Below are 25,991 nucleotides of genomic sequence, written 5' to 3'. Positions count from 1 at the left end.
CTCAGTGGTCGACGAGCTTGAGGCCCACGACACAGCCGATGAGGCCGACGATGAGCGCAAGCTTGACCCACGAGACGGTGCTGTCGCCGCTGATCATCGACCAGCCGACGGTGAGTGCTGCGCCGATTCCGACCCAGACGGCGTAGGCCGTTCCGATCGGGATGCTGCGCATCGCGAGGGCGAGGCCGCCCATGCTCGCGACGAGACCGGCGAAGAAGATGACGGACGGCCAGAGCCTGCTGAAGCCCTCCGACTTGCCGAGCGCGGTCGCCCAGACGGCTTCGAGCACGCCGGACGCGATGAGAATGACCCATGCCATGACTGATCCACTCCTGTGGCCAGTCTTGTCGCTCTCCGGGTACTGATCCCTCGTCCGGGGCCGCTGGTGTGGCGACCTGTGAACAGAGTACCGAAGCGCCCTGTGCAGCCCCTGTGCAGCGCCTCCCCCGCCCGCGCCGCGCCCTCTTCGGTTCCTCGGTTCGATGTCGGTGGGTCACCATAGTGTCGGATCATGGAGATCGGATGCGCGGTCGCGACAGGTGAACTCGTCGATGAGGCGGACGTCGCCTCCGATCGCGTCGACGAAGACTCCAACGACGAGAGCCGCGCCTTGGATGGCATCCGCCGCACCTTGGACGATGCGGAGTGCCGCCAGTTCGCGACGAACCAGGAGCATGCACTGCTGGTTCTCGCCGTGGGCGATACCGTGGCGATCGCTCGCGCGCATCCGGAGATCTACGTGCCCCACCGTCCCGGTGCCGAGGTGAACGAAGCCGACGCGGTCAGCTTCAGCGTCCGAGCCGCCGTGTTCGATCTGGCTGCGCGGCTGCACCTGTCGGAGCAGACCGTCCACAGTCACCTGCACATCGCCGACACCCTGCAGACGAGGCTGCCTCTCCTGCGCGACGTCTTCGTAGCCGGACTGGCTCCCTACCTGCAGGTCCGGGCGGCGGTAGAGGCGTCCGGAGTCGTATCCGACCCGCAGGCGATCGCCCGGTACGACGCGGAGGCATCCGACGCAGCCTGCCGGCTGGCGCCGGGCGCGTTCCGACGCAGAATGAAGCGGCGCGCAGGGCAGCTCGCGACGGAGCCGGTTCAGGTGCGCCACGACCGCGCTCACGCGGAACGGCGGGTGGAGTTCGACCCCGCCGCTGACGGAATGGCGTGGCTGCACCTGTACGTGGCCGCCGTCGACGCGGTCCGCATCGACGCCCGACTCACTCGCACCGCCACGCGCCTGCGACACGAGGACGGGCAGACCAAGACGAAGGCCCAACTCCGCGCCGACGCCGCCGTCGCTTGGCTGGCGGGTGACGGCACCCCGACGGCAGCGATCGTGCGCCCCTACCTGCTGGTCGACCCGGACGGAGTCGGCCAGTTGGAGGGGTACGGTCAGGTCGATCCGGCCCGTTCGGGGCGAGCTCTGCGTGACTGCCCGTCCTTCGGACGGTTGTACACCGATCCGCTACGTCCCGCCCGCCTCACCCTCGACCGCCGTGCGTATCGGCCCAGCCGAGCACAACGCGAATGGCTCACACTCCGCTACAGCTTGGACGCCGATGCCGCCGACTACACCTCGGTCGACGCCGAGGTCGATCACGTCAGGGAGTGGCAGGACGGTGGGTCCACCGACATCGAGAACCTGCTCCCGCTGAAGCCCCGACTTCACCGCCTGAAATCCACCACCGGCATCACCATCACGGCCAGGCCCGGCGGCGGCATCCGCGTGACCACGCCGACCGGATACGACAGCCACCCGCCGCCCGGTGGCACGGGTTCAGCGCCCGGTCGCCTGAATGCGCCGTCCGGTTACGCGGATGCGCCGCCCGGTTACGCAGGCCGGCGTCCCACCGAGGACACCGACGGGCCTCCGTTCTAATGCCGCAGCCGGGACGCCGAGCCGAATGACTCCGAGGCGAATGCCTCCGAGGCGAATGCCTCCGAGGCGAATGCTCCGGGGCTAGCGCCCCTCCGGCGCTCCCATGACCGGCCGGAAGTGCTCGACCACCGGGAACGGATCGTAGAAGCCGTGCAACAGGTCCCGCCACGACTGGTACTCCGCCGAGCCTCGGAAGCCGGGGTCGTGATCCTCGACGCTCTCCCAGCGCACCAGAAGCAGGTACTGGTTGGGGGTCTCGATGGAGCGCGACAAGGTGAGGTCGATGAAGCCCGGCATCTGCGAGATGAGGCCCTGCGCCTGCGCGAACGCCGCTTCGAAGGCATCCTCGCGGCCGACGACGACGGGGAGGACCGCGTGCTCGAGAATCATCGGCCGTGCTCGACGGGCAGGCCGGCGTTCTCCCACCCCTGGATGCCGCCGGCGACGTTGACGACGTCGTAGCCCCGCTGCTCCAGGTACATCGTCACCTGGGCGCTGCGGCCACCGACGTGGCACATCACGTAGATCCGCTCATCCCTCGGCACCTCGTCGATGCGGTCGAGGAACGCGCTCATCGGAATGTTCACGGTGTCGACGACGCGCACGACATCGACCTCGTCCACCTCGCGCACGTCGATGATGGGGGCGGATGCGGCACCGCCGTCCGCGCGGAGGGCGGCGAGCGCTACCGGGTCGATCGATTCCATGGCGGGCTCCAGTCAGATGGGGAGGTCAGAGGGTGGGATTGCGGGCGTCGTAGGCGCGGAAGGCGGGGTAGATCCGGAGCAGGAGGGCGATGAGCGCCATGATCATCAGCCCGCCCAGGACAGGCGGAAACCAGAGCGCGACAAGCGAGGCGAGGATGCCGGCGTAGAGGTCTCCGATGCGCGGGCCACCGGCGACCACGACGGTGAAGATGCCCTGCAGTCGGCCGCGCATCTCGTCGGGAGCCGCCACCAGCAGGATCGTCGACCGGAAGATGGCGCTGACCTCATCCGACGCTCCGGTGCCGGCCAGCGCGACGGCCGCGAGCACGAGGGCGACGACGTTCACGTGCGCGATGTCAGCACCGACCGGGCCGAACCAGCCGGTCTGCATCGCCGCGATGACCAGGCCGAACATCAGGATGAACGCGCCGTAGACGGTGATCGCCCGACCGATCGCGATGCCGTACCGGTGCACATGGGCGACGGGTCCACTGAACAGCCCGGTCATGAACGTGCCGATGGCCGCAGCAGCGGTGAGGATGCCCACCGTGATCGGACCACCGCCGATGACGGTGGCTGCGACCGCCGGCAGCAGCACGAACGGACGCCCGAACGACATGGCGATGATGTCGACGATGAAGCTCATGCGGATGTTCGGCGCACGCTTGAGGAACGCCATTCCGTCGCGGAGCGATTGCAGACCGGGTCGAGCGGTGGCGGTGAGCGGCGGCAGCTTCGGAAGGGTGAGGATGCCCAGGAATCCCGCCGTGAACAGCACTGCGTCGACCGCGAAGGTGAGTGGGAAGCCGATGAGGGCCACGAGCACGCCGGCGAGCGCTGGGCCGACGGTCAACTGGATGCCCATGGCGATGCCGTTGAGCGCGCTCGCACGGGAGACCAGTTCGGTCGGCAGGATGCGCGGATACACCGAGCTCCGAGTCGCCTGCGTGATGGTGGCGGCGACCGCATTGATGGTCGTGAAGACGTAGAACGGCCAGACCTCGACGCGCGAGCCGCCCGACGACATCGCGGCGTCGACCGCCGAGAGCACGACGAGTGCGATGGTCGACATCCATCCGGCGACCGCCGACACGATCAGCACGGCCCGACGGTCGAAGGCGTCGGCGAGCATCCCTCCCCAGATGCCCGCGACGATCATCGGCAACAGCGCGATGCCGCCCACGAGAGAGACGGCGAGCGTCGATCGGCTGATGTCGTAGATCTGCAGGCCGACCGCGACGATAGTCAACTGGGCGCCGATGCCCGAGATGGCCGCGCCGATCCAGAGCCGGGCGAACGCCGGCGAGTGCCGCAGGGGGGTGAGATCGACGAACCGCCGCTTGCGCGCTGCTGGGTCGGCCGTCGGTGTCACTCTCTCGATGCTATGCCGCCGTAGGGCACGATGGGCTCATGCAGATCGACGACAACGCCGCCCTCATCGTGATCGACGTGCAGAAGGGCTTCGAGGATCCGGGTTGGGGTGAGCGCGACAACCCCGGCGCTGAGGCGAACATCGGCGCCATCCTTGCCGAGTGGACGGATGCCGATCGCCCCGTCGTGCTGGTGCGCCACGATTCCGTCGCGCCCGATTCCCCGCTCGACGTCGGCCAGCCCGGCAATGCATTCAAGCCGGTCGTCGCCGACGCGCGCCACGACCTCCTCGTGACCAAACAGGTCAACTCCGCGTTCTACGGCGACCCCGACCTCCACGGCTGGCTGGGCGAGCGCGACATCCACCAGATCGTGATCGTCGGCATCCAGACGAACATGTGCGTCGAGACGACGGCGCGGATGGGCGGCAACCTCGGGTACGACGTGATCGTGCCACTCGACGCGACGCACACGTTCGACCTCGAGGGCACGGACGGCGCCCGCCTCACCGCCGACGAGTTGACCCGTGCCACCGCCGTCAACCTTCACGGTGGCGGATTCGCCCGAGTGGTGGCGACGGCCGACCTGCTCGAGGCGACCGGAGACCCGGCGTGAGCACGCCGCGGATGCGCCGATTGCCCCCGGTTACGCGACGGGCCGAGCCCGTCGCGCGACGCCGGTAGCGTTTGAGGCATGGCAGATCGCGAGTACGGCTTCAAGACGCGGGCAATCCACGCCGGCAACATCCCCGACGCGGTGACCGGCGCCCGAGCGCTGCCGATCTACCAGTCCACGGCGTTCGTGTTCGACGACGCCTCGGACGCCGCAGCCCGGTTCGCGCTGCAGAAGTACGGCAACATCTACTCGCGGCTGGCCAACCCCACGGTCGCGAGCTTCGAGGAGCGCGTCGCGAGCCTGGAGGGCGGACTCGGTGCCGTCGCCACCGCGAGCGGCCTCTCCGCGCAGTACATCACCTTCGCGAGCCTCGTGGGCGCCGGTGACCACATCGTCGCGTCGGCGAACCTCTACGGCGGATCCATCACCCAGCTCGACGTGACCCTGCGCCGCTTCGGGGTGGAGACCACGTTCGTACAGAGCTCCGAACCCGATGCGTACGCCGCGGCGATCCAGGACAACACCAAGCTGCTGTTCGCCGAGACGATCGCCAATCCGTCCGGGGACATCGCCGACATCACCGGGCTCGCCGACGTCGCCCACGCGCATGGCATTCCGCTCATCATCGACTCGACCATCGCGACGCCCTACCTCAACCGTCCGATCGAATGGGGGGCGGATGTCGTGACGCACTCGGCCACCAAGTTCCTCGGCGGCCACGGCACGACCCTCGGCGGAGTCGTCGTCGAGAGCGGGCGGTTCGACTGGCACAGCGAGAAGTTCCCGCTGTTCGGTCAGCCGGTGCCGAGCTACGGCGGCCTGGAGTGGTCGGGCAACTTCGGCGAATATGCGTTCCTCACGCGCCTGCGCGCCGAGCAACTGCGCGACATCGGCCCGAGCCTGCAGGCGCAGGCGGCGTTCCAGTTGGCCCAGGGAGTAGAGACGCTGCCGTACCGCATCCAGGCCCACGTCGACAACGCCCGCGCGGTGGCGGAGTGGCTCGCGGCGGACGATCGCATCGAGGGCGTCAACTGGGCGGGGCTCCCGTCGCACCATCATCACGCCCGCGCGGAGAAGTACTTGCCGATCGGCCCGGGGTCGGTGTTCAGCTTCGAGGTGAAGGGCGGTCGCGCGGTGGGACAGAAGCTCATCGAGTCGGTCGACCTCGCCAGCCACGTCGCCAACATCGGCGACGCGAAGACGCTCATCATCCACCCCGCATCGACGACCCACGCGCAGCTCAGCGAGCAGCAATTGGTCGATGCCGGGGTCCTTCCGGGCATCATCAGGATTAGCGTTGGTATCGAGGACGTCGACGACATCATCTACGACCTCGACCAGGCGCTCGACGCCGCGATTGGAGCGAACCGATGAGCACGGTGACTGACACGGATGCCCGGGCCGACACGGATGCCCAGGAAGACACGGATGCCCAGGCCGACACGGATGCCCAGACTGAGACGGACGACCCGACCGAGATCATCCGACTCGTCAACGGTCTGAGCTGCGACCTGCCCGCGTCTTCGCCGCTCGCGAAGCTGCTTCGATCGCAACGAACCTGGGTGGGACCCGACGCCAAGGAGCGGCTGCGCATCCTGCGGGCCGCGAAATCCGTCGCCATCGTCGGAGCCTCCCCGAACGCCGCTCGCTCGAGCTACTTCGTCGGTACCTACCTGCAGCAGAGCAGCGACTACCGGCTGTACTTCGTCAATCCCAACGCCGACGAGATCCTCGGCGAGAAGGCGTACCCCGACCTCGCCTCGCTTCCGGAGGTGCCGGACATCGTCGTCGTGTTCCGCCGCGGCAGCGACATCCCCTCGGTCGTCGATCAGGTGGTGGCTGCCGGTGCCAAGACCATCTGGGTGCAGCTGGGAATCTGGAACGAGGAAGCGGCTTACGACGCGGAGGCGGAAGGGCTCACGGTCGTGATGGACCGCTGCATCAAGGTGGAGCACGCGCGCTTCCACGGAGGGCTGCACCTGCTCGGATTCGACACCGGTCAGATCACGAGCCGCCGCACCCTGCGCTGAGACGAGCGCTGATAAGCGCGGCGCGGCTCAGCTGCGTCGCACCACGTTGCCCTGACCGTTGACGTCCGACGTCGTCGGGTCGGTGTCACCGGTGACCGTGTTGTCGTTGCCGCTGATGCTGAGTGCACCGAGCGCCTTCGCCGTGATCTGATTGCCCTGGCCGGAGACGGAGACGGCGCCGAGGTCGCCGGTCTGAACGGCGTTCGCGTTGCCATTGATCTGCAGGCCCCCGACGGCGTCGCCCACCTTCACGACGATGGCCTGGCCGCTGATCGACACGCCGTCGGCATGGTCCACGGTCACGGTCAGCGCCTGACCCTTGAGGTTGACGGTTCCGCACTGGCCGGTCACCGTGAAGGTCCGTCCCTGCGCGTCGAGTGTGACGTCCTGTCCGTCGCCGCACCGCACGTCCCGCGGCGGGGCGATCGGCGACTCGGGTGTCGGCTGGCTCTCGTCCCGCGGAGCGACTCCCCCGTTGCGCCCGGATGCGGGGTTCCTGTCGCCGGGGACGTTCGGGATCATCGGCACGCACCCCGCGAGGAGCGCGACGAGCATTCCGGCCCCGAGAGCCGCCGCCATCCGCTTCATGAGAGCAGCTTATGTTGCGGGCAGGAAAAATGTCCCCCGGATATGGGCCAGGACTCTTCCCTTCTCTCATAGGGAACGGCAATATGCCTCTAAGCCCGCACAAAGCAGCGGGCGTCACTTCGTGCCCTCCGGTCACCGCCGACCGGGCACTCGAGAGGAGCAGCATGTCAGGGAAGAACGTTCGCACGCGCAGGCGTGCGATCGCGGCCGTCCCCATCGTCGCCCTCGTCGTCGCGGGTCTCGCGACGACGGCAGCGGTCGGGACAGCCACGGCATCACCGGGCTACGCGCCACCGGTGATCAGCGATTCCGAGTACTACATGAACTACGTCGAGCCCCGAGCGGAGGACGCCTTCACGGCGGACGTCACCGTCGACGCCACCGGACAGCAAGACGCCCTGGCCAAGGCCACGAGCATCGACGAGAAGTACGCCGCCGGAAACCCCGTGGCCGCGGAGGGCCTCTCCAAGCTCGAGGCGCAGTCCATCAAGACGGGCAAGAGCCCGCAGTGGCTCAAGAACTTCTACAAGAAGTCCAAGACGACCCAGAAGGCCAAGCTCCTGACGATCCTGGTCGAGTTCAACGACCAGGCCAAAGACGACTTCACCGGGGTCCAGGTTCCGACCGAGTTCGGCTCGACGGAGTGCAAGCCGGGCGACGTGCAGAGCGGCCCGACGAACAACACCATCCCGAACCCCGCCAACGCGTCCAAGCTCGACAACAACTCGATGTGGGTGCCCGACTTCTCGTCCAAGCACTACAACGACATGCTCTACACCTCCAAGGGCATCACGAAGCGCGTGCGCACCGACCTCACGGGGCCGGACGGCAAGAAGGGCTTCGACATCTCCGGGTACACCATGAAGAACATGTACGAGGAGATGTCGCAGGGCGCATACACGGTGACCGGCGAGGCCACCCCATGGGTGTCCGTGCCGCACTCCGAGGCCTACTACGGTGCGAGCACCTGCCACCTCAACGCCGACGGCGTCTGGGAGGCCGGAGCCATCCAGGACATGCAGGGTCACCCCGACAACAAGCTCGGAGCGGGCCAGCTGCCGATCGACGCCGTGGCCGCTCTCGCGAAGGCGCAGCCGAACTTCCCGTGGGCCGACTACGACCAGGAGGACCAGGGCGACCGGGACGGCGACGGCAACTACAACGAGCCCGACGGCGTGATCGACCACGTCGTCCTCGTGCACGCCGGTGAGGACAAGTCCGGCGGCGGCGGAGCTCAGGGCACCTATGCCATCTGGGCGCACTCGTCCGCCGTCGCGGGTGGCGCAGCCATCCCCGGCTCGAACCTCAAGGTGTCGAACTACATCGTGCAGCCCGAGGACTCGGGCGTCGGCGTTTTCGCTCACGAGTACGGCCACGACCTCGGACTGCCCGACCTGTACGACACCTCGGGTTCCGCCGAGTCGGACATCGACTTCTGGGACCTGATGTCATCGGGATCCCACACCGGACCGATCTTCCAGTCGATGCCGACCCACATGGGCATCTGGGACAAGTACGTGCTGGGCTGGAACGACCCCGAGGTGATCAACCCCGGCGACAAGACGCGCACGCTGGCGATGAGCCAGGCATCCCGCCCCATCAAGTACACCGAGGACGGCGCGAAGATCAACCTGCCCGACAAGGTCGTCACCCTCGCGACGCCTACCAGCGGAACGAACATGTGGTGGTCCGGTGCCGACCAGTCGTGGGCCGACGTGCGGTTGACCCGCAGCCTCGACGTTCCGGCTGACGCCAAGTTCTGGATGAACAACAACTACGTCATCGAGCAGGACTGGGACTTCGGCTTCATCGAGGCATCGACGGATGGCGGCAGCACCTGGACCGACCTGAGGGTCTACGCCGAGGACGGCACCGAGGTGTCGACTCCGGACGACTACCCGGACCCAAACGGCAATCTCGCGACGTTCGGCGACCTCAGCCACGGCCTCACCGGATCGTCTGACGGATGGGCGCACCAGTACGTCGACCTCGCCGCCTACGCGGGCAAGACCATCGACCTCCGGCTGCGCTACAACACCGACGCGGCCTTCGAGGAACGTGGTTGGTTCGCCGACGACTTCGCCCTCATGAGCGGAGACACGGCGGTCTGGACCGACGACGTGGAGTCCGGTGACAACGGCTGGACGAACACCGTCTCGAGCCACACCGACACGACGGGCCCGGGCTGGCGCATCGACACGGGCACGCAGATCAAGGCGCAGTACTACCTGGTCGAGTGGCGCAACTTCGACGGCTTCGACGCCGGCCTGCAGTACGCCTACACGACGGTGTACAGCGACGACGCCTGGAAGGTGCAGAAGATCAAGTACAACGCGCCGGGTGCCCTGGTCTGGTACCGCGACACGACGTACGGCGACGTCAACCACGTGACATCCAACCTCACGTCACTGCCCAGCGGGGGCGCCAAGGGTGGTCTGCTCATCGTCGACTCGCACTTCGATCCGCTGCGGCGCACCGGCGCTGAGGCTGCGCTCGATCCGACGACGCTGAAGAACATGCCCTCGCGCGCGCAGTCGTCCAACGCTGCGTTCGGCCTGCACAACACCTATCCGTTCACGGAGTGCATCACCGACGCCGCGTTCACCGAGTACTGCACCGACGTGCCTGCCTCCAAGCCGGTGAAGACCTTCACCGACAACCAGGGTTGGGTGCCCGGCCTCGAGGTTCGTCCGACGGGCATCTTCTGGCGCGACGTCGACGCGTCGGTCGTGGTGCCGTCTGTTGGCGGCCAGCCGTACTCGACGCGCATCGTTAACCCGGATGGTTCTCCGGCGACCGACTACTACGGTGAGGATCTCGGCTTCGGCCTCGCCGGGTCGGGCAACCCCGCCGACGCCGGTGCGGGCTACGGCACGAAGGTGGAGGTGCAGGCTGCGCTGTTCGGCAACCGCATCGCCTTCATCCGCATCACCCCGCCGCGCGCCGGATAGAGCAAGGATGAGGCGCCGGTCCACGAGGGCCGGCGCCTCATCCATGTGCTGCGGGACTCAGCCGAGACGGTACCCGAAGGCGAGCAACTGCAGGGTGCTGCCGTCGTCGCGCACGATGATGGGCTCCCGGTCGGGCATGCGCGTGAACCCCATGCGCTCGTACAACCGGTGCGCGCCCACCATCTCCGGTCCACTGTTCATGACCACTCGCTCCGCACGCCGGATGCGAGCCAGCATGAGGACGTGGCGGGTGAGCAACTCTCCGATGCCCGATCGGCGGGCGGCGGGGTCGACGGCCAGGAGACGGAAGTCGAGTTCGCCGTCCTGGGCGAGCTCGGAGATCGCCCGCCCCGCGTGCGGGGTCGTCACGGTACCGATCAGCCGACCGGATGCGCGATCCTCCGCCACCCAGACCTGGTTGTCGCGAGCCCGGTCGGCCACGGCGACGATGTTCGCCCGATAGGAGGCGTGCAGCTCGTAGTCGTGCGAGTACGCCGCATCGATCAGCTCGGCGACCGTCTCGGTCTCCGCGGGCATCATGAGGCGAACCCGCACGTCGAGACCCTGCTGGAGGGGATACGCGTAGACCAGGGCGGTCACATCCGCATCCGAGATGGCGGCCTCGCGCTCGGGCCGGCGCACGAAGCCGAGGCGTTCGTACAGCGCCTGTGACCGTGTGTTCAGGTGACCGGTGTCGAGCACGAGCGCGTCGGCACCCCACGAGGCCGCCGTCTCGAGTGCGGCGGCCATCAACGCCGCGGCGATGCCCCTGCCTTGGTGCGCCGGATCGACGGCGAGCAGGCGGATCTCGGCCTCACCCTCTCGCGAGACGCGGGTGTACCTCCCACCGCCACGCAGGACGGTGGCGGAGCCCACCAGTCGGTCGCCGACGATCGCGACGAACACCTCTCCGGCGGCGGCGCGCCCGCCGGAATCGTTCTGGAACGATCGGCGCGCCTCGGTGAGTGACAGATGGCCGTACGGGCCGGCGGCGAAGGCCCCGGCGACCACGACCGCCTCGGCGGCATGATCAGCGGGCAGCAGGGAACGGATGATGACAAGGGATTCGGGCATGGCGAGTCCCAGCCTAAGCCGCACCCACTGGGAGAAGTAGGCTCGGCAGAGTGCTGAACGTCGACGACAACGTGAGAGTGGCCCTCCTGGGGCCGGTGCTCATCGAGGGGCGTTCCGGAGCACTCGTCGAGCCCCCCGGCACTCTCGCGAAGGCGCTCGTCGTCGTCCTCGCCTCCGCGGGACGACCCGGCCCTCGCCGCCCGGTGAGCGTCGAGACCATCATCGATGACCTGTGGGGCGACGACACGCCCCGCAACGCGCGGGCAGCCCTGCAGACGCTCGTGTCGCGCCTGCGCGCGGTGGCGGCCGACGGACTGATCACCTCGACCGCGTCCGGGTACGCGATCGATGCCGACGAGAGACGCATCGACCTGGGCCGGGCCCGGTCGCTCGCCCGTTCCGCCGAGGCGATGGCGGAGGAGGACCCGGAGGCCGCCGTTCGCCTCGTCGAAGAGGCGCTCGCACTCTGGCGGGGCGAACCGGGCGCCGATCTCGCGGACTCCCCCATTCGAGACGATCTCGACGACACGGCGGCGGCGGTGCGCGACTCGCTGATCGGCTTGCGGCCGCGGCTGCTGATGGCTGCCGGAGAGGCGCGTCAGGCAGTGGAGGAGCTAGCGCGTCTCGTCGGCGCGCGACCGCTCGACGAGGCCCTGCACCTGGCGTACATCGAAGCGCTTGCGGCTGCCGGGGATCGGCAGCAGGCCATCGCGGCATTCGGCGCGTTCCGCGTGCGGCTCCGCGACGAGCTCGGCACCTCCCCCGGGCCGGCCTTGGTCGCCGCGAACGCCCGGCTCCTTCAGGACAGCGACCAGCCGACAGTCGAGCGACCGGTACGCGTGCGGATCGGACTGCGCGCAGCGCCGAACGAACTGCTCGGGCGCGACGACGATGCGCTCGCCATCCGCTCCCTGCTCGATCACTCCCGGCTGGTGACCATCCTCGGCGCCGGCGGGCTGGGCAAGACTCGGCTGGCTCAGGAGATCGCGGCGCAGTCCTCGCTGCCGGCCGTCATCGTCGCCGAGTTGGCCAGCGTGCGCACCGACGACGACGTCGTTCTCGCCCTCGCGTCGGCGCTGGGCATCCGCGAGGTGGTCGCCGGCCAGCGCCTTGCCGACGCCGCCACGCGACCCGACCTGCACTCGCGCATCATCTCCGAACTCTCGGAGTGGCCGACCCTGCTGGTGATGGACAACTGCGAGCAGGTCATCGACGGCGCAGCACGGTGGAGCGCCGACCTGCTCGCCGCCGCCCCGCACCTGCGCATCCTCGCCACGAGCCGGAGCCCGCTGGCGACCAGCTCGGAGGCGGTCTACCCGCTCGACGCGCTGGAGTCCGCCGGCAGCTCCGGTGGCCCCGGCCCGGCCGTGCGACTCTTCCTCGAGAGGGCTCGCGCCGTGCGGCCCGGCGCCGCACTGCCCTTCGACGTCGTGTCGCGCCTCTGCGACCGGCTGGACGGGCTGCCGCTGGCGATCGAGCTCGCCGCAGCCCGCGTGCGCACCATGACCGTCGAGCAGATCGAGACCCGGCTGGAGAACCGGTTCGCCCTGCTGACCGGTGGTGACCGATCGGCGCCCGAGCGCCATCGAACGCTTCAGGCCGTGATCGAGTGGAGTTGGAACCTGCTCTCCTCCGACGAGCAGATCGCCTTGCGCCGCCTCTCGATCTTCCCCGACGGATTCTCCGCTGATGCGGCAGAACGCGTGGCGGGCATCGGTCCGGTCGAACATGCTCTCGACGGCCTCCTCATGCAGTCGCTGCTGTCCGTGCACGAGCACACCGTGACCGGAGAACTGCGCTACCGCATGCTCGAGACCGTCCGCGAATTCGGGCAGGCGGTCGCGACCGAGCCCGAAGAGGGCGAGCGGATGCGGAGTGCTCTGCTCGACTGGGCCGCGTGGTTCGCAGACGACATGCTCGAGACCGTCACGTCGATGTCCAGCTACCAGCGCATCAGTGTCGAGCAGGACAACCTCGTCGCCGCTCTGCGCCAGGCGATGGACCGCCGGGATCGCGACGCCGTCGTCACCGTGTTCGCCGCCCTCAGCTACTACTGGACTGTCACCAGCTCGCACGGAGAGGTGGTCACCTTCGGCGAGGGGGTCGTGGATGCTCTGCGCGGGTACCACCCCGACGCCGCCCACGTCGACGCGACCGCCTGGTCCTACGTCATGATCTGCGCCACCGCGCTGGCGATGGGACGGTTCATGGGCGTGCGCGCGCTCGTCCGGCTGCGCAACCTGAGGCGAACAGCCGTCATCTCGGCGCCCGAGATCGTGGCGGTGACGGACTTCCTGCTGGCCTTCCCCGACGAACAGCGAGCGCAGCGCGTCATCGAGCGGATGCACACCTCCCCCGACGCCTCGACCGCGCTGCTCGGTGCCATGCTCGCCTCGCAATTGGCGGAGAACGAAGGACGCGTCGGCGAGGCGATGGCCATGGCCACGCGGGCCTACGACCTCGCCCACGCCGTGGGCGACCAGTGGCGCGCGTCGATGTCGGCGATGATGATCGCCCAGGTCTCGAGCCAGACGGCCGACCACCAGGGGGCCCTTCGGTGGGTCGATCGGGCCGAGGCCGGCCTCCAGCTGGTGCGGGCACGGGAGGACCTCGCCCAGCTGAACTGGATCCGCGCCTGCAACCTCATCGGCGTCGGACGCAACGCCGAGGCGGCCGCCCGGCTCGACGCCATGGTCCTCGACCAGGATGGCGTCCCGTACGGCATGGGCCGGATGGATTCGCTGACCGACTTCGGCTACGCCGAGATCGCTCGCAGCGAGGGACGGACGGCTGATGCTGCCGAGCACTTCCGCGAGGGGATGCGCTCGTTCCGGTCAGTCGACGAGCGGCGCTCGCCGTGGTACCCCATGTCGATGGCCGCGACCATCTGCGCGGGCGTGACGGACGCATCGATGACCGCCGACGAGGTCGCGACCTGGGCACGACGACTGCGCAGCCTCACCGTCGCGCTCCATCGCGCCCGGCCCGGCTTCATCGACAAGCCGGTCCTCGGCACCGCCGCGGTCGGATGGGGGGCGTGGGCGCTCACGCAGGAGACGTTGACCCAGCGCGCTGTCGAGCTCCTGGCGCTCGGCGAGGGCCTGCAATCGCGTCAGGACCTGGCCAGCCTCTCCCGAGAGGTCCAGTTCAGCCGTGCGGCTCTCGTGGTGGGAGCAGAGCCCGTGCGTGCGGCGCGGGCCGCATCCGCCGCCCTCGACGTCGATGAGCGGGCCTCCCGAGCGCTCGTTCTCCTGGCGCTACCGCTCGATGCGGCAGGGGTATAGCGTGCTGCCATCCGATCACGACAGGAGCCCGCGATGAGCGACACCGAACTGCCCGACGACCGCGACTACGCCGACGACGACGCCGTTCAGGCGGAGCTGAAGCGGCAGAACGACGCCGACCTGGGCGTCGATCCGTTCTTCGAGGGAGCCGACATCACCGAGAGCGACGGGCCCGACCTCTGAGAGGCGACGTCACTGCCGGCGCAGGTGCCGCTGGGTCAGCCGCTCCATCTCCTCGTCGCTGAGCTCGTCCATCTTCTTCGCCTCGCGGCGGTCGGTGCGCATCCAGCGCACGAACAGGATGATGAGCACCGGGATGTCGGCGATCTCGGCGATGAACCAGAGGAAGTCGCCCGAGAGATGCTGGTCGTGCAGCGCGCCCGGGAACCAACCCGGCAGCACGCCGGTGATCGCCGGGGCGTGATCGAGCACGACATCGTTGAGTCTCAACAGCAGGCCCGGAATCGCGTCGAGCAGCAGTTCCACGAACGCGAGCAGGAACTCCGCGGTGATGAACAGGCCCGTCCGCACCAGGCTGGTCTCGACGATCGGCAGCACCATGAGCAGGCCGACGGTGGGAACGAGCACGGTGATGGCGACCTCCCAGCCGGGCTGTTCGCGTAGCGCGGCGGCGAGCGGCGTGAGGAAGAGCATGAAGCCGACGAGAGCGACGATCGGGGCGAACACGGCGTTGCCGGTGATGCGCACGAAGCGGGAGCCGAGGATGCGCTCCAGCCGCTCTGCGGGCAACCCGCTGAGCGCGGCGCGTGCGAGGGCGACCGGCCTGCCCAGCGTGATCAGCGACGGCACCGCGAACAGCAGCAGCGCGACGCGGGTGCTGAACGCCCAACGCAGGTCGGTGCTCCACGTGCCGAGGAAGCCGAACTCGACCCAGGCGAACGAGCCGAGGCCGAGCAGGTAGAACGCGAGTGTCGGACGCACCGGCCAGGCCACCCCGTTGCGAGCGGCGGAACGGATGCCGAGCGCATACAGGCCGCCGGCCACGAGGATGACGGCGAGCGCGACCGGATCGAACGTGAAAGTCGTGAAGAAGGTGACGACGTCAGGCGTGGCGTGCTCCGCATCGCGAGGGGGTGAGATCCCATTATGCGCGCGAGAACGGGGAGGGACGACGTGCGTCCCTCCCCGTTCTCATCCTGAGGCGATCAGGCCTTACGCATGTACGCCTTGACGGTCAGCGGAGCGAAGATCGCCACGATCACGGCCGCGCCGAGCAGCGAGATCCAGGCATCCGCTCCGAAGGTGCCGTTGTTCATCAGGTCGCGCACCGCGGTCACGAGATGCGACACCGGGTTGATGTTGACGAACCACTGCAGCCAGCCGGGCATGGTGTTCGCGGGGACGAACGCGTTGGAGAGGAACGTGAGTGGGAACAGGACGAGCATCGAGATGCCCTGCACGCTCGACGCCGTGCGCGCGATCACGCCGAAGAAGGCGAAGATCCAGCTGATCGCCCACGAGCACACGATGACGAGCAGCGCCGCGGCGACCACTCCGCCCATGCCGCCGGCGGGACGGAGCCCCATGATGACGCCCATCGTGATGGTGAGCGTCGTGGCGATGAGGTAGCGCACGGTGTCGGCGAGCAACGCACCGGACAGCGGCGCGATGCGGGCGATCGGCAAGGACCGGAACCGGTCGAACACGCCCTTGTCCATGTCCTCGCGCAGTTGCACGCCGGTCACGACCGACGTCGTGATGACCGTCTGCACGAGGATGCCGGGAATGATGATGGGCAGGTAGTTCTGGACGTTACCCGCGATCGCCCCGCCGAAGATGTACGTGAACATCAGGGTGAAGATGATCGGCTGCAGCGTCACGTCGAACAGTTGCTCCGGTGTGCGCTTGATCTTCAGCAGGCCGCGGTAGGCCATCGTGACGGTGTGCGAGAGGGTCTCGGCGATGGACACCCGGTTCTTGAGGGTGCGCTGGACCCCGGGGACGATGGTGGTCGTCGGTCGGGGTGATGGGGTGATGGTCGTGGTGGTCATGCGCGGCTCCCTTCGAGCTCGGCGGTGTTCTCGGTCTCGGCATCGTCGACGCCGCGACCGGTGAGGGTGAGGAAGACCTCGTCGAGCGTCGGCTTGGCGACGCTCAGCTCCGCGAGGTGGATGCCCTCCTCGCGGAGGGTAACAAGCAGCTCGGTGACGCGGTCGGGGTTGTTCATCGGAGCCGTGATGCGGCCCGCCTCCGGTGAGACCGTCGGGTCGACGCCGAGCACGCGCTCGATGGCGACGCGCACGTCATCGAGGTCGCGATTGTCGGCGAGACGCAACTCGAGGCTGGACTCCCCGACGGATGCCTTGAGCTCGTTGGAGGTTCCCTCCGCCACCACACGCCCGCGGTCGATGACGGCGATGCGGTCGGCGAGCTGGTCGGCCTCGTCGAGGTACTGCGTGGTCAGCAGCACGGTCGATCCGGTGGAGACCAGGCGACGGATGGTGTCCCACATCTGCATTCGGGTGCGGGGGTCGAGGCCCGTGGTGGGCTCGTCGAGGAAGATGAGCGGCGGCTGGGCGATGAGGCTCGCGGCCAGGTCGAGGCGACGGCGCATGCCGCCGGAGAAGTTCTTGAGCGGGCGCTTGGCGGCATCCGTCAGGTGGAACTCCTCGAGCAGGTCGTGCGCCTTCACCTTGGCCTGCGAGCTGGAGAGCCCGAGCAGGCGGGAGAACAGGACGAGGTTCTCGGTGGCCGAGAGCGTCTCGTCGACGCTGGCGTACTGGCCGGTGACCCCGATCAGCTGGCGGACGACCTGCGACTCGCGCTGCACGTCGTGGCCGAAGATGCGGGCGCTGCCGGCGTCGGGCTTGAGCAGCGTGGCGAGCATGGAGATGGTGGTGGTCTTGCCGGCGCCGTTGGGGCCGAGCACGCCGTAGACGGTGCCGGTCGCGACGCGCAGGTCGATGCCGTCGACGGCACGGTTGGTGCCGAAGGTCTTCACGAGCCCGTCGGCCTCGACGGCCCAGTCGCTGGTGGATGCGGAATATGTCATGTGGCCATGCTGAACGGCCGCGCTTACACGCCGGTCACACGCTGCTTGCGTGCGCTTACAGCCGCTCACAACGAACGGGCGGACGACAGGGGAAAGCTGCGCCCCGCGCGCCGTACGCTTGAGAGGTGACAGCGTACGTCTCGGCCCTCGACATGTTCTCCGTGGGTATCGGCCCCTCCAGCTCCCACACCGTGGGTCCGATGAGGGCCGCACTCGACTTCGCCGCCCTGCTCGATGAGCGCGACCTTCTCGGCGACGTTCGCCGCATCAGCTGCACCCTCTACGGGTCGCTCGGCGCGACGGGAATCGGCCACGGAACGCCCGACGCCATCATCGCCGGACTCGCGGGCCTGCATCCCGAGACCTGCGATCCCGATGCCGTGCACGGTGCGTGGAGCACCCTTCCCCGCGCCGGAGCCGGAGACGCCGAGATCACCCTCGGCGGCACCCATGTGATCGCCGTCACGCGAGACGACGTGACCTTCGCACCGTTCACCCGCCTGCCGGCGCACCCGAACGCGATGACACTGCAAGCCTGGGGAGAGGACACCTTCCCCGTCGCCGAGGAGACCTACTACTCCATCGGCGGCGGCTTCATCCGTCGTGAAGGAGCGGGCGACGACATCCGCCCTGACGCGGCCGAGCAGCCGCTCCCGTTCTCCTCGGCCGACGCCATGCTCGCCCTCTGCGATGAGCGGGGCATCTCGATCGCTCAGCTCGCCCGCCTCAACGAGGAGGCCATGCACCCCGGCGCGGTCGACACCGGACTCGACACCATCTGGGCGGCGATGATGGAGTGCGTGCGGTTGGGTCTGGCGACGGATGGCGTGCTGCCCGGCGGCCTCGGCGTCACGCGACGCGCTGCCGCCATCCGCGGAAAGCTCGAGGAGTACGACCGGCGCGGCGAGCACGGCCGCGACACGTCGACCGAGTGGTTGCAGGCGTTCGCCCTCGCGGTGAACGAGCAGAACGCCTCGGGTGGTCGTGTCGTCACCGCTCCGACGAACGGGGCGGCCGGCATCATCCCGGCCGTCGGTCATTACTACCTGCGCTTCATCCCCGGCGCATCGCGCGCGGGCATCCGCGACTACCTGCTCACCGCGACGGCGGTCGGGTCGATCGTGAAGGCCAACGCGTCCATCTCGGGCGCGGAGGGCGGCTGCCAGGCCGAGGTCGGATCGGCATGCGCGATGGCGGCGGCCGGCCTGTGCGCCGTGCTCGGGGGAACTCCCCGCCAGGTGGAGAACGCCGCCGAGATCGCCATCGAACATCACCTCGGCCTCACCTGCGACCCCGTCGGCGGGCTCGTACAGGTGCCCTGCATCGAACGCAACGCGATCGCGTCGTCGACCGCCGTCTCAGCGGCGCGCCTCGCCCTCCACGGCGACGGCAGCCACCTGGTCACGCTCGACACCGCTATCGAGACCATGCGCCAGACGGGCTTCGACATGTCGACGAAGTACAAGGAGACCAGCGAGGGCGGGCTCGCGGTCAACGTCATCGAGTGCTGAGCGCCCTTCAGTCGCGGGCGTTCGATACGCTCGCCAGATGCAGCTGACGCGCATCCGGGTGTATCCGGTCAAGTCCCTCGCCGGAACGGATGTCGAGAGCGCGCGCGTCAACCCGTGGGGTCTCGAGGACGATCGCCGGTGGGCCATCGTCGATGCGGGCGGCACCAAGGTGACCGCGCGCGAGGTGAACGGCCTGCTCGGCCTCACCGCGGTCGGCCACGCGGACGGTGTGCGCCTGAGCGATCGCGCGGGTTCCACCCTCGACGTCGCCTTCCCGAGCGACGGGGACGCCGTCGCGGTGACCCACAAGCGGCAGGGCACGGCTTCCGCGGCGTCCGCGGAGGCCGACGCGTGGTTGACCGAGCGGATGGGGGGCCCGCTCCGCCTGGTGTGGCAACCCGACCCTACGGCTCGCCCGATCGACCCGGCGCTCGGCGGCCTGCCGGGCGACACCATGACGCTGGCCGACGGCGCGCCGCTGCTGCTGGTGAACGAGGCGTCCCTCGATCGTCTGGATGGCTGGCTCGACACCGCCGATCGGCCGCTCGATGTCGTGCGCTTCCGTCCCAATGTGGTGGTCGACGGGCTCGAGGCCTTCGCGGAGGACACCTGGCCGTTCGTCACCATCGGCGCCGTCCGCTTCCGCACCACCATGGTCTGCGACCGCTGCGTCATGACGACGATCGATCCCGGCACGCTCGAGCGCGGTTCCGAGCCCATCCGCACCCTCGCGAAGCACCGCCGCTGGGAGGGCTCCACCTGGTTCGGCACGCGGCTGGCGCCGCTCGACACCGGCACCATCCGGGTCGGCGATGCCGTCGCACCCGAGTGGTGAGGTATCTGTGACGTCCCGTTGCGTCCACCGTCGCGCACCGCAACGGCCGTGCTTAGCGTTGTGGACATGACGTCTCTTCTTCCGACGCCGCTCGTGTCGACGCAGTGGCTGGCCGACCACCTCGGGTCCGACGACCTCGTCGTGCTCGACGCGACGGCGTTGCTGATCACGGCGCCGTTCGGCGGATCGACCTGGCTGAGCGGTTACGATCCATACCTCATCGACGGGCACATCCCCCGCGCGGTGTTCGCCGACCTGCTGGAGGAGTTCTCAGACCAGGACGGACGTTTCCCGTTCACCCTCCCGGACTCCGATCGGGTGCGGGATGCCGCGGGCGCTGTCGGGATCAGCGCCGATTCGCGGGTGGTCGTCTACGACACCGTCAACGGTCGCTTCGCCGCCCGCCTGTGGTGGCTGCTGCGTTCGTTCGACCTCGCATCCGTCGCCGTGCTCGACGGCGGTTTCACCGCGTGGAAGGCGGCCGGGCTGCCGGTCGAGACCGGGCACGTCGCGGCATCTGCTGTGCGCACGGCATTCGAACCTGCGCGACTGCCCGGGTTCTGGGCGGACAAGGCCGACGTCGAGGCGGTGCTCGACGGCCGGGACCCCGCCACCCTGGTCTGCTCGCTGCCCGCTGCCGACTACCGCGGAGAGATCGTGCCATCGGGTCGACGAGCTGGCCACATCCCGGGCAGCCTCAACGTGCCGGCGGCGCTCCTCGTCGACCGCGATTCGAACCTGCTGAGATCAGGCGACGCGCTTGCCGCGCGCACCGCCGAGATCCCCACGGACGGGCCCGTCATCCTCTACTGCGCCGCGGGCATCCTCGCCAGCCTCGGCGCACTCGCGCTGACGGCGCAGGGGGCATCCGACGTGCGCGTCTACGACGGATCGCGCACCGAGTGGTCGGCCGACCCCGACGCCGTACTGGTCACAACCACCGCATCGTGAAGGCCCGGGCGACGAGCGCCTTCGCGGGAGGAACCGCGAGGGCGCGCACGGCGGCGTTGCGCCCCACGAGCCGGGCGCCGCGCGCAGGCATGCCCATCGACATGTTGAACGCCGCCTGCCGAGAGGCGACGACCGCCGATCGCCGCCGCGAGGTGGCGTAGCGAAGCAGTGCCGCGGCATCCGCGTGCCGAAGTTCGGCCTCGATGGCGGGGGCCAAGGCAACCGCGTCGAGCCAGCCGAGATTCATCCCCTGCCCGCCGATCGGACTGATCTCGTGCGCGGAATCCCCGACCAGAACGACGCGGCCGGACAGCAGCCGATCGGCGAGGTGCTGACGGACCCGGAATCCGCTCACCGCATCGCCTCCCACGGGGCGATGCCCGGTGCGGTCGGCGATGAGAGCGGCGAGTTCGTCGCTGGATGCACTGGACCAGTCCCGATCGGTCATCGCCACCCAGCGGCGACGGCCGTCCGGCAGGGGGAACGACTCGACGACCCCACCGCGCTCGAAGAACAGGACGGCCGTCGATCCGTGATCGGTGTCATCGGGATAGTCGGCCATCACGTAGTCGACGGTCCTCCCGCTCGGCCGCCAGGCGATTCCGGCGGCGGCCCGTGTGGCACTCCGGGTGCCGTCCGCGCCTACCACGATGCGCGCGCCGATCTCCACCCCGTCGACGGACAGGGTCACGCCGTCGCGGCCCGGACGCAGCCCGCTCACGCGACCTTGGCGAACCGGAACCCCGAGTTCGCCCAGCCGGCTCCGCAGGAGTTCCTCCGTCTGCCGCTGGGGTAGCGAGAGAACGAAGGGGTAGGCGCCACCGGCTGTCGCGAACGACATGCTCCCCAGCACCCGCCCGTCGCACCGCACCTCGCCACTCTCGATGCGGACGCCCCGCGCGATCGCGTCGACGGCGACACCGGCGCGATGCAGCGCCTCGATGGCGGGCGGGTGGATGCCGATCGCGCGCGAGTGCGGCGACGGTGCCTCCCGCTGCTCGATGATCTCGACATCCATGCCCCGGGCCGCCAGGAGTGCCGCCGTCACCATGCCGACCGGACCGGCCCCCACCACGGCGACGTCAGCCACGCGGAATCCCGTGCGCGAGGAGGTACCGGAACGGCCCCTGCGGAAGCGCGCTCCAGCCCTCGGGAATGACGCGCTCCAGCTCGGCTGGCCGGTGCGACCTGCGGATCGACCCCAGCCCGTCCTCTCGGATGAGCGAGTCGCGGAAGAAGGGCCACGTCAACATGCCGAATCCGGCATATGCGAGCCGTCCCCGCGTGATGTCAGCGTGCAGCGAGACCGGTGCGAGCCGCTCGCTGTCGTGCAGGAGGTCGGCCAATTGGGGCGCGTCGAGGTGGTGGACAACGTGATTGGAGACCACGAGGTCGAACCGCTCCCCCGCTGCGAGCAGGTCGCTGCTCAACTCGTCGCGGTAATCGACGCCTTCGGCCGGGGGCAGGTTGCGCACATACGCGAGCGCGCGCGGGTCGGGGTCGCTGGCCACCACCCGCATCCGCAGGCCGTCGCGGCGCGCCCACCCGGCCAGGGCTCGGGCGAGATCCCCGCCGCCCGAACCGATGTCGAGCACGCGGGTGGGAGCGGTCGTGGAGAGCATCGGACGCACGAAACGCCGGTAGGTGCGTGCCCAACCGGAGAAGACCGCGTTGATGACCGGGAACTCCGCATACGTGCGCTCGAGCCGGTGCGGGTCGCAGTCCGGATCGTCCATCAGTTCCACGACCGCGGTGTCGCGCGCGCTCAGCGAGCCGCGCCGCAGGGGCGCAACCCACCCCCATCCGCGTCCTGTGCTGTCGTCGCTCACGATCCGACGAGCACCGTCATGATCCCCGTCTCGACGGTGAGTCCGGGTCCGAAGGCCATGGCCAGCACCCGCTCGCCGTCGGATGCCCCGCCCTCGACGATGTGACGGAGCACGAAGGCGATCGTCGCGCTGGACATGTTGCCGTAGTCGCGCAGCGTCTCGCGGGAGGGAACGAGCTGCTGCTCGGAGAGCTGCATCTTCGCCTCGACCTTGTCCAGGATGCTTCGGCCGCCCGGGTGGATCGCCCAGTGGTCGACGGCGGCGGCCGGGTCGGAGACGAGATCGGGCTCCGGGGCGAGCAGCGGCGCGATGGCGCTCTCGATGTGCTCGTCGATGATGTGCGGCACGTACGTGGAGAGGATCATCTCGAAGCCGTTGTCGCCGATCTTCCACGCCATGTCGGCCTCGCCCACCGGGGTGATGACGGTCTCGAAGCGATCGAGGGCGAGCGCGGTCTCCCCCGGAAGCGGCTTCCGGGAGCTGACGATGCCGGCTCCGGCCCCATCCGCGAAGAGGGAGCTCGCCACGATGGTGTCGGGATCGTTCGAGCTGCGCAGGTGCAGCGTGCAGAGCTCAGCGCTGACGACCAGGACCACTGCGTCGGGGTCCGCCTCGACGAACTGCTTCGCCGTTCGAAGGGCCGGCATGGTGGCGTAGCAGCCCATGAAGCCGAGGTGGTAGCGCTGCACGGATGGCTTGAGTCCGAGCTCGCGCACGAGCATGTAGTCGGGGCCGGGAGCGTAGAAGCCGGTGCAGCTGACGGTGATGACGTGGGTCACGTCCTCGATCGAGACGTCCTCGAGGGCGTCGATGGCCGCCCGCCCGGCCTCGACGTAGAGCTTCGTGGCTTCCCGGATGTAGAGCTCGTTGCGCGCCCGAGTGCCGGGCATGAGCAGCTCGCCGCTCTCGGGGTCGAAGAACTGCCGCTCGCCCTCGACCTCGTTGAAGGTGAGCTCATCGATGACGCTGTAGCGGGTGTCGATGCCCGACACGTTGAACGAGGTCGGCACGATGCGCTGGGCGAGCCTGCTGAGGCCAGGCTGAGCGGCGAAGACGTCGCGCACCTGTTCCTGCACGAGGACGGTGGGCGGGACGGCGGTGCGGATCGCTCTCAGCGTGACGGTCATGGCTCAGTCTAGGCATGCCGTCGTGAACCATTCCCGGTGGTTGTCCGTCGTCGGCGGTGCTGCTATCAGCAGTCGCAGCTGACCGATGAGGACCAGCCGGCCGCTCGAGGACCGACCAGTTCGTCGACGTCCCGGCGGACGGTGCCGAGCGCGGTGCCGACGGGGTAGCCCTCGCGCGCCCAGTATTCGAATCCGCCGATCATCAGCCGAACCTCGTAGCCCAGCAGGGAGAGCGCGAGCGCCGCCTTGTCGCCGCCGTTGCACCCCGGACTCCAGCAGTACACCACGAAGCGGGTGCCGGCCGGATAGCGCCCGGGCACCTCGGCCTCGATCTGACGGGTGGGCAGGTGAACCGCGCCGACCGCGTGCCCCTGGTCCCAGGCCGCCTGACTGCGGGTGTCGACGAGCACGAACTCCGCACCGGACTGCTGGTCGGCGTAGACATCGCTCGCATCGGTCTCGAACGCGAGCTTCGCGCGGAAGTGCCTGACGGCCGCGTCCGTGTCGATCGCGGTCTCGGTCTCGGTGATGGTCTCGGTGATGCTCATGCGTCCATTGTGGCGACGGCGACGACGGATCGTTCAGGGAGGAGCCGCCATCCCACCTCGATTCCCTGCCAACCTCAGCAGGAGCAGGATGGGGTCATGGCTATTCGCCGGAGAGTCGTGGTCGAGGGCACCGTTCAAGGAGTGGGGTTCCGCTACTGGGCGCGGACCGAGGCACAGCGCCTCGGGGTGAGCGGCTGGGTGCGCAACCGCCCCGACGACACCGTCGAGGCGGAGGTCGAGGGCGGCGACGACGCCGTGGCAAGCATGGTCGAGTGGCTCCGCCACGGGCCGCGCGGCGCATCCGTCACGGGGGTGACCGTCGACGATGTTGCGACGCAGGGCTCAGGGTCGTTCGAGATCACCGGCTGAGCGCTCTGACGCGGTGCCTCACTGCAGCCCTCAGGCGCCGGCGAGGAACGCGGTGAGGGCGAGCGTGAGCGCGTGCAGGTCGTCGACGTCGGCGAGCTCGCGCGCCGAGTGCATCGAGAGCAGCGCCGGGCCGACGTCGACTGTACGGATGCCGAGGCGGGTGGCGGTCAGCGGACCGATGGTCGATCCGCACGGCACCGTGTTGTTCGACACGAACTCCTGGAACGGCACGTCAGCCGCCGCGCAGGCTCGAAGCCACAGCGCCGAGCCGACCGCATCCGTCGCGTAGCGCTGGTTCGCATTCAGCTTGAGCAGCGGTCCACCGCCCGGGACGGGCTGATTGACCGGATCGTGCCGCTCGGGGTAGTTCGGGTGCACCGCGTGGCCGGCATCGGATGAGACGCACCACGACGCGGACAACGCCCGCAGGCGTTCGGTGACGGATGCCCCGAGTCCGGCGCTGATGCGCGCGAGCAGGTCCTCGAGAACAGGTCCACTCGCTCCTGAGCGCGATTCACTGCCGAGTTCCTCGTGGTCGAACGCCGCGAGCACGCTGATGTGGGCGGCGTCGTCCGGCGCAGCGGCGAGCGCCACCAAACCCGCGTGGACCGAGGTGAGGTTGTCCATCCGTCCCGCCGCGAACAGCGCGCCGTCCAGGCCGAAGCGCGCCGGCGCGGCGGCGTCGACCGTGAGCAGGTCGTAGCCCGCGATGTCGACCGCGTCGATGCCCGCGATACCGGCGAGGTGCTCGAGGATGTCGGCGCCCGATCCGTCGCCCACGCCCCAGACCGGCTGCGTGTGCCGCTGCTTGTCGAGCGCGAGACCGTCGTTCACGCCGCGGTCGAGGTGGATCGCCAGTTGCGGGATGCGCAGCAGCGGCCCGGTTCGGACGAGGTGCTGCGATCCGTCGGCGGTGACGATGCGGCCGGCGAGCTCGAGCTCGCGGTCGAGCCAGGAGTTCAGCAGCGGGCCTCCGTAGATCTCCACGCCCGCCTGCAGCCAGCCGCGCGTCGCGGTCGAGGGATGCGGCTTCAGCTTGAAGCCCGGCGAGTCGGTGTGTGCGCCGATGATGCGGAACGGCGTCAGCGCGCCAGCGCCGTCCGGCACCGCCCACGCCAGCACCGCCCCGTCGCGGACGATGACCCAGCGGCCGGCATCCGCCGCCCAGTCGTCGGCCTCGTCGAGGCGCGTGAATCCGCGTTCCTCGAGCGCCCGCGCGACCTCCTCGGCGGCGTGGTACGACGACGGTGACGCCTGCAGGAACTCGGAGAAACCGTCGATGTACGTGTCGGAAGCGCTCATGCCTCCA

The 25,991-nt window shown here is 69.2% G+C and carries 25 protein-coding genes and 1 riboswitch; of the genes, 11 read left to right on the top strand and 14 right to left on the bottom strand.

All coding sequences use genetic code 11. The features are described from left to right. Window position 1 precedes the first annotated feature (1 nt). Window positions 2–319, bottom strand: a complete 318-nt coding sequence (locus E6C70_RS01035; protein ID WP_136421405.1) for a DMT family transporter — start codon at window positions 317–319, stop codon at window positions 2–4. A gap of 14 nt (window positions 320–333) precedes the next feature. Continuing rightward, window positions 334–399, bottom strand: a riboswitch (guanidine-III (ykkC-III) riboswitch). 112 nt (window positions 400–511) lie between these two features. On the opposite strand from E6C70_RS01035, the gene E6C70_RS01030 reads away from it, so the two are divergent. Next, complete coding sequence (locus tag E6C70_RS01030; RefSeq protein ID WP_136421403.1) at window positions 512–1,879, top strand: HNH endonuclease signature motif containing protein; 1,368 nt, start codon at window positions 512–514, stop codon at window positions 1,877–1,879. A gap of 81 nt (window positions 1,880–1,960) precedes the next feature. Here the strand turns inward: E6C70_RS01030 and E6C70_RS01025 are convergent, their stop codons facing one another. The 3 genes from E6C70_RS01025 to E6C70_RS01015 are packed head-to-tail and all read right to left on the bottom strand — an operon-like array spanning window position 1,961 to window position 3,958. Beyond that, complete coding sequence (locus E6C70_RS01025) at window positions 1,961–2,269, bottom strand: antibiotic biosynthesis monooxygenase family protein (protein WP_136421401.1); 309 nt, start codon at window positions 2,267–2,269, stop codon at window positions 1,961–1,963. Beyond that, entirely contained in the window at window positions 2,266–2,586 is a 321-nt protein-coding gene (locus tag E6C70_RS01020; protein WP_136421399.1) for a rhodanese-like domain-containing protein, read from the bottom strand. Before E6C70_RS01020 ends, E6C70_RS01025 begins: the two co-directional genes overlap by 4 nt. 25 nt (window positions 2,587–2,611) lie before the next feature. Next, window positions 2,612–3,958, bottom strand: coding sequence for an MFS transporter (locus E6C70_RS01015; RefSeq protein WP_207670003.1), 1,347 nt, complete (start codon window positions 3,956–3,958; stop codon window positions 2,612–2,614). A 38-nt stretch (window positions 3,959–3,996) separates the two neighbouring features. Between E6C70_RS01015 and E6C70_RS01010 the strand changes: the two genes are divergently transcribed. From E6C70_RS01010 to E6C70_RS01000, 3 genes are all read left to right on the top strand, one after another. Beyond that, the gene (locus E6C70_RS01010) at window positions 3,997–4,572 is read left to right on the top strand and encodes a cysteine hydrolase family protein (RefSeq protein ID WP_136421397.1); all 576 of its coding nucleotides are present in this window, start codon (window positions 3,997–3,999) and stop codon (window positions 4,570–4,572) included. 78 nt (window positions 4,573–4,650) lie between these two features. After that, window positions 4,651–5,946 carry an O-acetylhomoserine aminocarboxypropyltransferase/cysteine synthase family protein gene (locus E6C70_RS01005; protein WP_136421395.1) on the top strand — a complete coding sequence of 432 codons (1,296 nt, stop codon included), beginning with the start codon at window positions 4,651–4,653 and terminating at the stop codon, window positions 5,944–5,946. A gap of 125 nt (window positions 5,947–6,071) precedes the next feature. Continuing rightward, window positions 6,072–6,602, top strand: a complete 531-nt coding sequence (locus E6C70_RS01000) for a CoA-binding protein (protein WP_407921007.1) — start codon at window positions 6,072–6,074, stop codon at window positions 6,600–6,602. A gap of 27 nt (window positions 6,603–6,629) precedes the next feature. Here E6C70_RS01000 and E6C70_RS00995 read toward each other — a convergent pair whose 3' ends face one another. Continuing rightward, the gene (locus E6C70_RS00995) at window positions 6,630–7,190 is read right to left on the bottom strand and encodes a DUF3060 domain-containing protein (RefSeq protein WP_136421391.1); all 561 of its coding nucleotides are present in this window, start codon (window positions 7,188–7,190) and stop codon (window positions 6,630–6,632) included. 164 nt (window positions 7,191–7,354) lie between these two features. Between E6C70_RS00995 and E6C70_RS00990 the strand changes: the two genes are divergently transcribed. Then, a complete protein-coding gene (locus E6C70_RS00990) occupies window positions 7,355–10,141 on the top strand; it encodes an immune inhibitor A domain-containing protein (RefSeq protein ID WP_136421389.1) in 2,787 nt (928 codons plus the stop codon). Between the two features lie 57 nt (window positions 10,142–10,198). Here E6C70_RS00990 and E6C70_RS16800 read toward each other — a convergent pair whose 3' ends face one another. After that, complete coding sequence (locus E6C70_RS16800; RefSeq protein ID WP_207670002.1) at window positions 10,199–11,215, bottom strand: GNAT family N-acetyltransferase; 1,017 nt, start codon at window positions 11,213–11,215, stop codon at window positions 10,199–10,201. A 50-nt stretch (window positions 11,216–11,265) separates the two neighbouring features. Between E6C70_RS16800 and E6C70_RS00975 the strand changes: the two genes are divergently transcribed. Both E6C70_RS00975 and E6C70_RS16585 read left to right on the top strand, forming a co-directional pair. Beyond that, window positions 11,266–14,499, top strand: coding sequence for an AfsR/SARP family transcriptional regulator (locus E6C70_RS00975; protein ID WP_136421388.1), 3,234 nt, complete (start codon window positions 11,266–11,268; stop codon window positions 14,497–14,499). Window positions 14,500–14,532: 33 nt separating this feature from the next. Beyond that, entirely contained in the window at window positions 14,533–14,682 is a 150-nt protein-coding gene (locus tag E6C70_RS16585) for a hypothetical protein (protein WP_168770832.1), read from the top strand. Between the two features lie 9 nt (window positions 14,683–14,691). On the opposite strand, the gene E6C70_RS00970 is transcribed toward E6C70_RS16585, so the two are convergent. The 3 genes from E6C70_RS00970 to E6C70_RS00960 form a co-directional block, all read right to left on the bottom strand. Beyond that, complete coding sequence (locus E6C70_RS00970; RefSeq protein ID WP_235833216.1) at window positions 14,692–15,504, bottom strand: cytochrome c oxidase assembly protein; 813 nt, start codon at window positions 15,502–15,504, stop codon at window positions 14,692–14,694. 161 nt (window positions 15,505–15,665) lie between these two features. Then, window positions 15,666–16,511 carry an ABC transporter permease gene (locus E6C70_RS00965; protein ID WP_136421386.1) on the bottom strand — a complete coding sequence of 282 codons (846 nt, stop codon included), beginning with the start codon at window positions 16,509–16,511 and terminating at the stop codon, window positions 15,666–15,668. Further along, a complete protein-coding gene (locus E6C70_RS00960; RefSeq protein ID WP_136421384.1) occupies window positions 16,508–17,512 on the bottom strand; it encodes an ATP-binding cassette domain-containing protein in 1,005 nt (334 codons plus the stop codon). The genes E6C70_RS00965 and E6C70_RS00960 overlap by 4 nt, the downstream gene beginning before the upstream one ends. A 125-nt stretch (window positions 17,513–17,637) precedes the next feature. Between E6C70_RS00960 and E6C70_RS00955 the strand changes: the two genes are divergently transcribed. The 3 genes from E6C70_RS00955 to E6C70_RS00945 all read left to right on the top strand — a co-directional run bounded on the left by E6C70_RS00955 (window position 17,638) and on the right by E6C70_RS00945 (window position 20,809). Continuing rightward, entirely contained in the window at window positions 17,638–19,023 is a 1,386-nt protein-coding gene (locus E6C70_RS00955) for an L-serine ammonia-lyase (protein WP_136421382.1), read from the top strand. Between the two features lie 37 nt (window positions 19,024–19,060). Continuing rightward, window positions 19,061–19,858: an MOSC domain-containing protein gene (locus tag E6C70_RS00950; protein WP_136421380.1), complete on the top strand. Its 798-nt coding sequence runs from the start codon at window positions 19,061–19,063 to the stop codon at window positions 19,856–19,858. A gap of 66 nt (window positions 19,859–19,924) precedes the next feature. Next, window positions 19,925–20,809 (top strand): sulfurtransferase, encoded by an 885-nt coding sequence (locus E6C70_RS00945; RefSeq protein ID WP_136421378.1) that lies wholly within the window; start codon window positions 19,925–19,927, stop codon window positions 20,807–20,809. Here E6C70_RS00945 and E6C70_RS00940 read toward each other — a convergent pair. From E6C70_RS00940 to E6C70_RS00925, 4 genes are all read right to left on the bottom strand, one after another. After that, window positions 20,790–21,899: an FAD-dependent oxidoreductase gene (locus E6C70_RS00940; RefSeq protein WP_136421377.1), complete on the bottom strand. Its 1,110-nt coding sequence runs from the start codon at window positions 21,897–21,899 to the stop codon at window positions 20,790–20,792. The genes E6C70_RS00945 and E6C70_RS00940 overlap by 20 nt on opposite strands. Continuing rightward, window positions 21,892–22,638, bottom strand: a complete 747-nt coding sequence (locus E6C70_RS00935; RefSeq protein ID WP_235833215.1) for a class I SAM-dependent methyltransferase — start codon at window positions 22,636–22,638, stop codon at window positions 21,892–21,894. The genes E6C70_RS00940 and E6C70_RS00935 overlap by 8 nt, the downstream gene beginning before the upstream one ends. Further along, complete coding sequence (locus tag E6C70_RS00930) at window positions 22,635–23,765, bottom strand: type III polyketide synthase (RefSeq protein ID WP_136421374.1); 1,131 nt, start codon at window positions 23,763–23,765, stop codon at window positions 22,635–22,637. The genes E6C70_RS00935 and E6C70_RS00930 overlap by 4 nt, the downstream gene beginning before the upstream one ends. Before the next feature lie 65 nt (window positions 23,766–23,830). Then, window positions 23,831–24,313 carry a rhodanese-like domain-containing protein gene (locus E6C70_RS00925; protein ID WP_136421373.1) on the bottom strand — a complete coding sequence of 161 codons (483 nt, stop codon included), beginning with the start codon at window positions 24,311–24,313 and terminating at the stop codon, window positions 23,831–23,833. A gap of 96 nt (window positions 24,314–24,409) precedes the next feature. Between E6C70_RS00925 and E6C70_RS00920 the strand changes: the two genes are divergently transcribed. Beyond that, on the top strand, window positions 24,410–24,682 hold the full coding sequence (locus tag E6C70_RS00920; RefSeq protein ID WP_136421371.1) for an acylphosphatase: 273 nt from the start codon (window positions 24,410–24,412) through the stop codon (window positions 24,680–24,682). 30 nt (window positions 24,683–24,712) lie between these two features. On the opposite strand, the gene E6C70_RS00915 is transcribed toward E6C70_RS00920, so the two are convergent. Beyond that, a complete protein-coding gene (locus tag E6C70_RS00915; RefSeq protein WP_136421369.1) occupies window positions 24,713–25,984 on the bottom strand; it encodes a M18 family aminopeptidase in 1,272 nt (423 codons plus the stop codon). Window positions 25,985–25,991: the final 7 nt, after the last annotated feature.

Source organism: Orlajensenia flava (genome assembly GCF_004801905.1).
GTDB lineage: Bacteria > Actinomycetota > Actinomycetes > Actinomycetales > Microbacteriaceae > Orlajensenia > Orlajensenia flava.
Note: the sequence above shows the minus strand (reverse complement) of the source record. Positions and strands in the feature narration are given on the sequence as shown.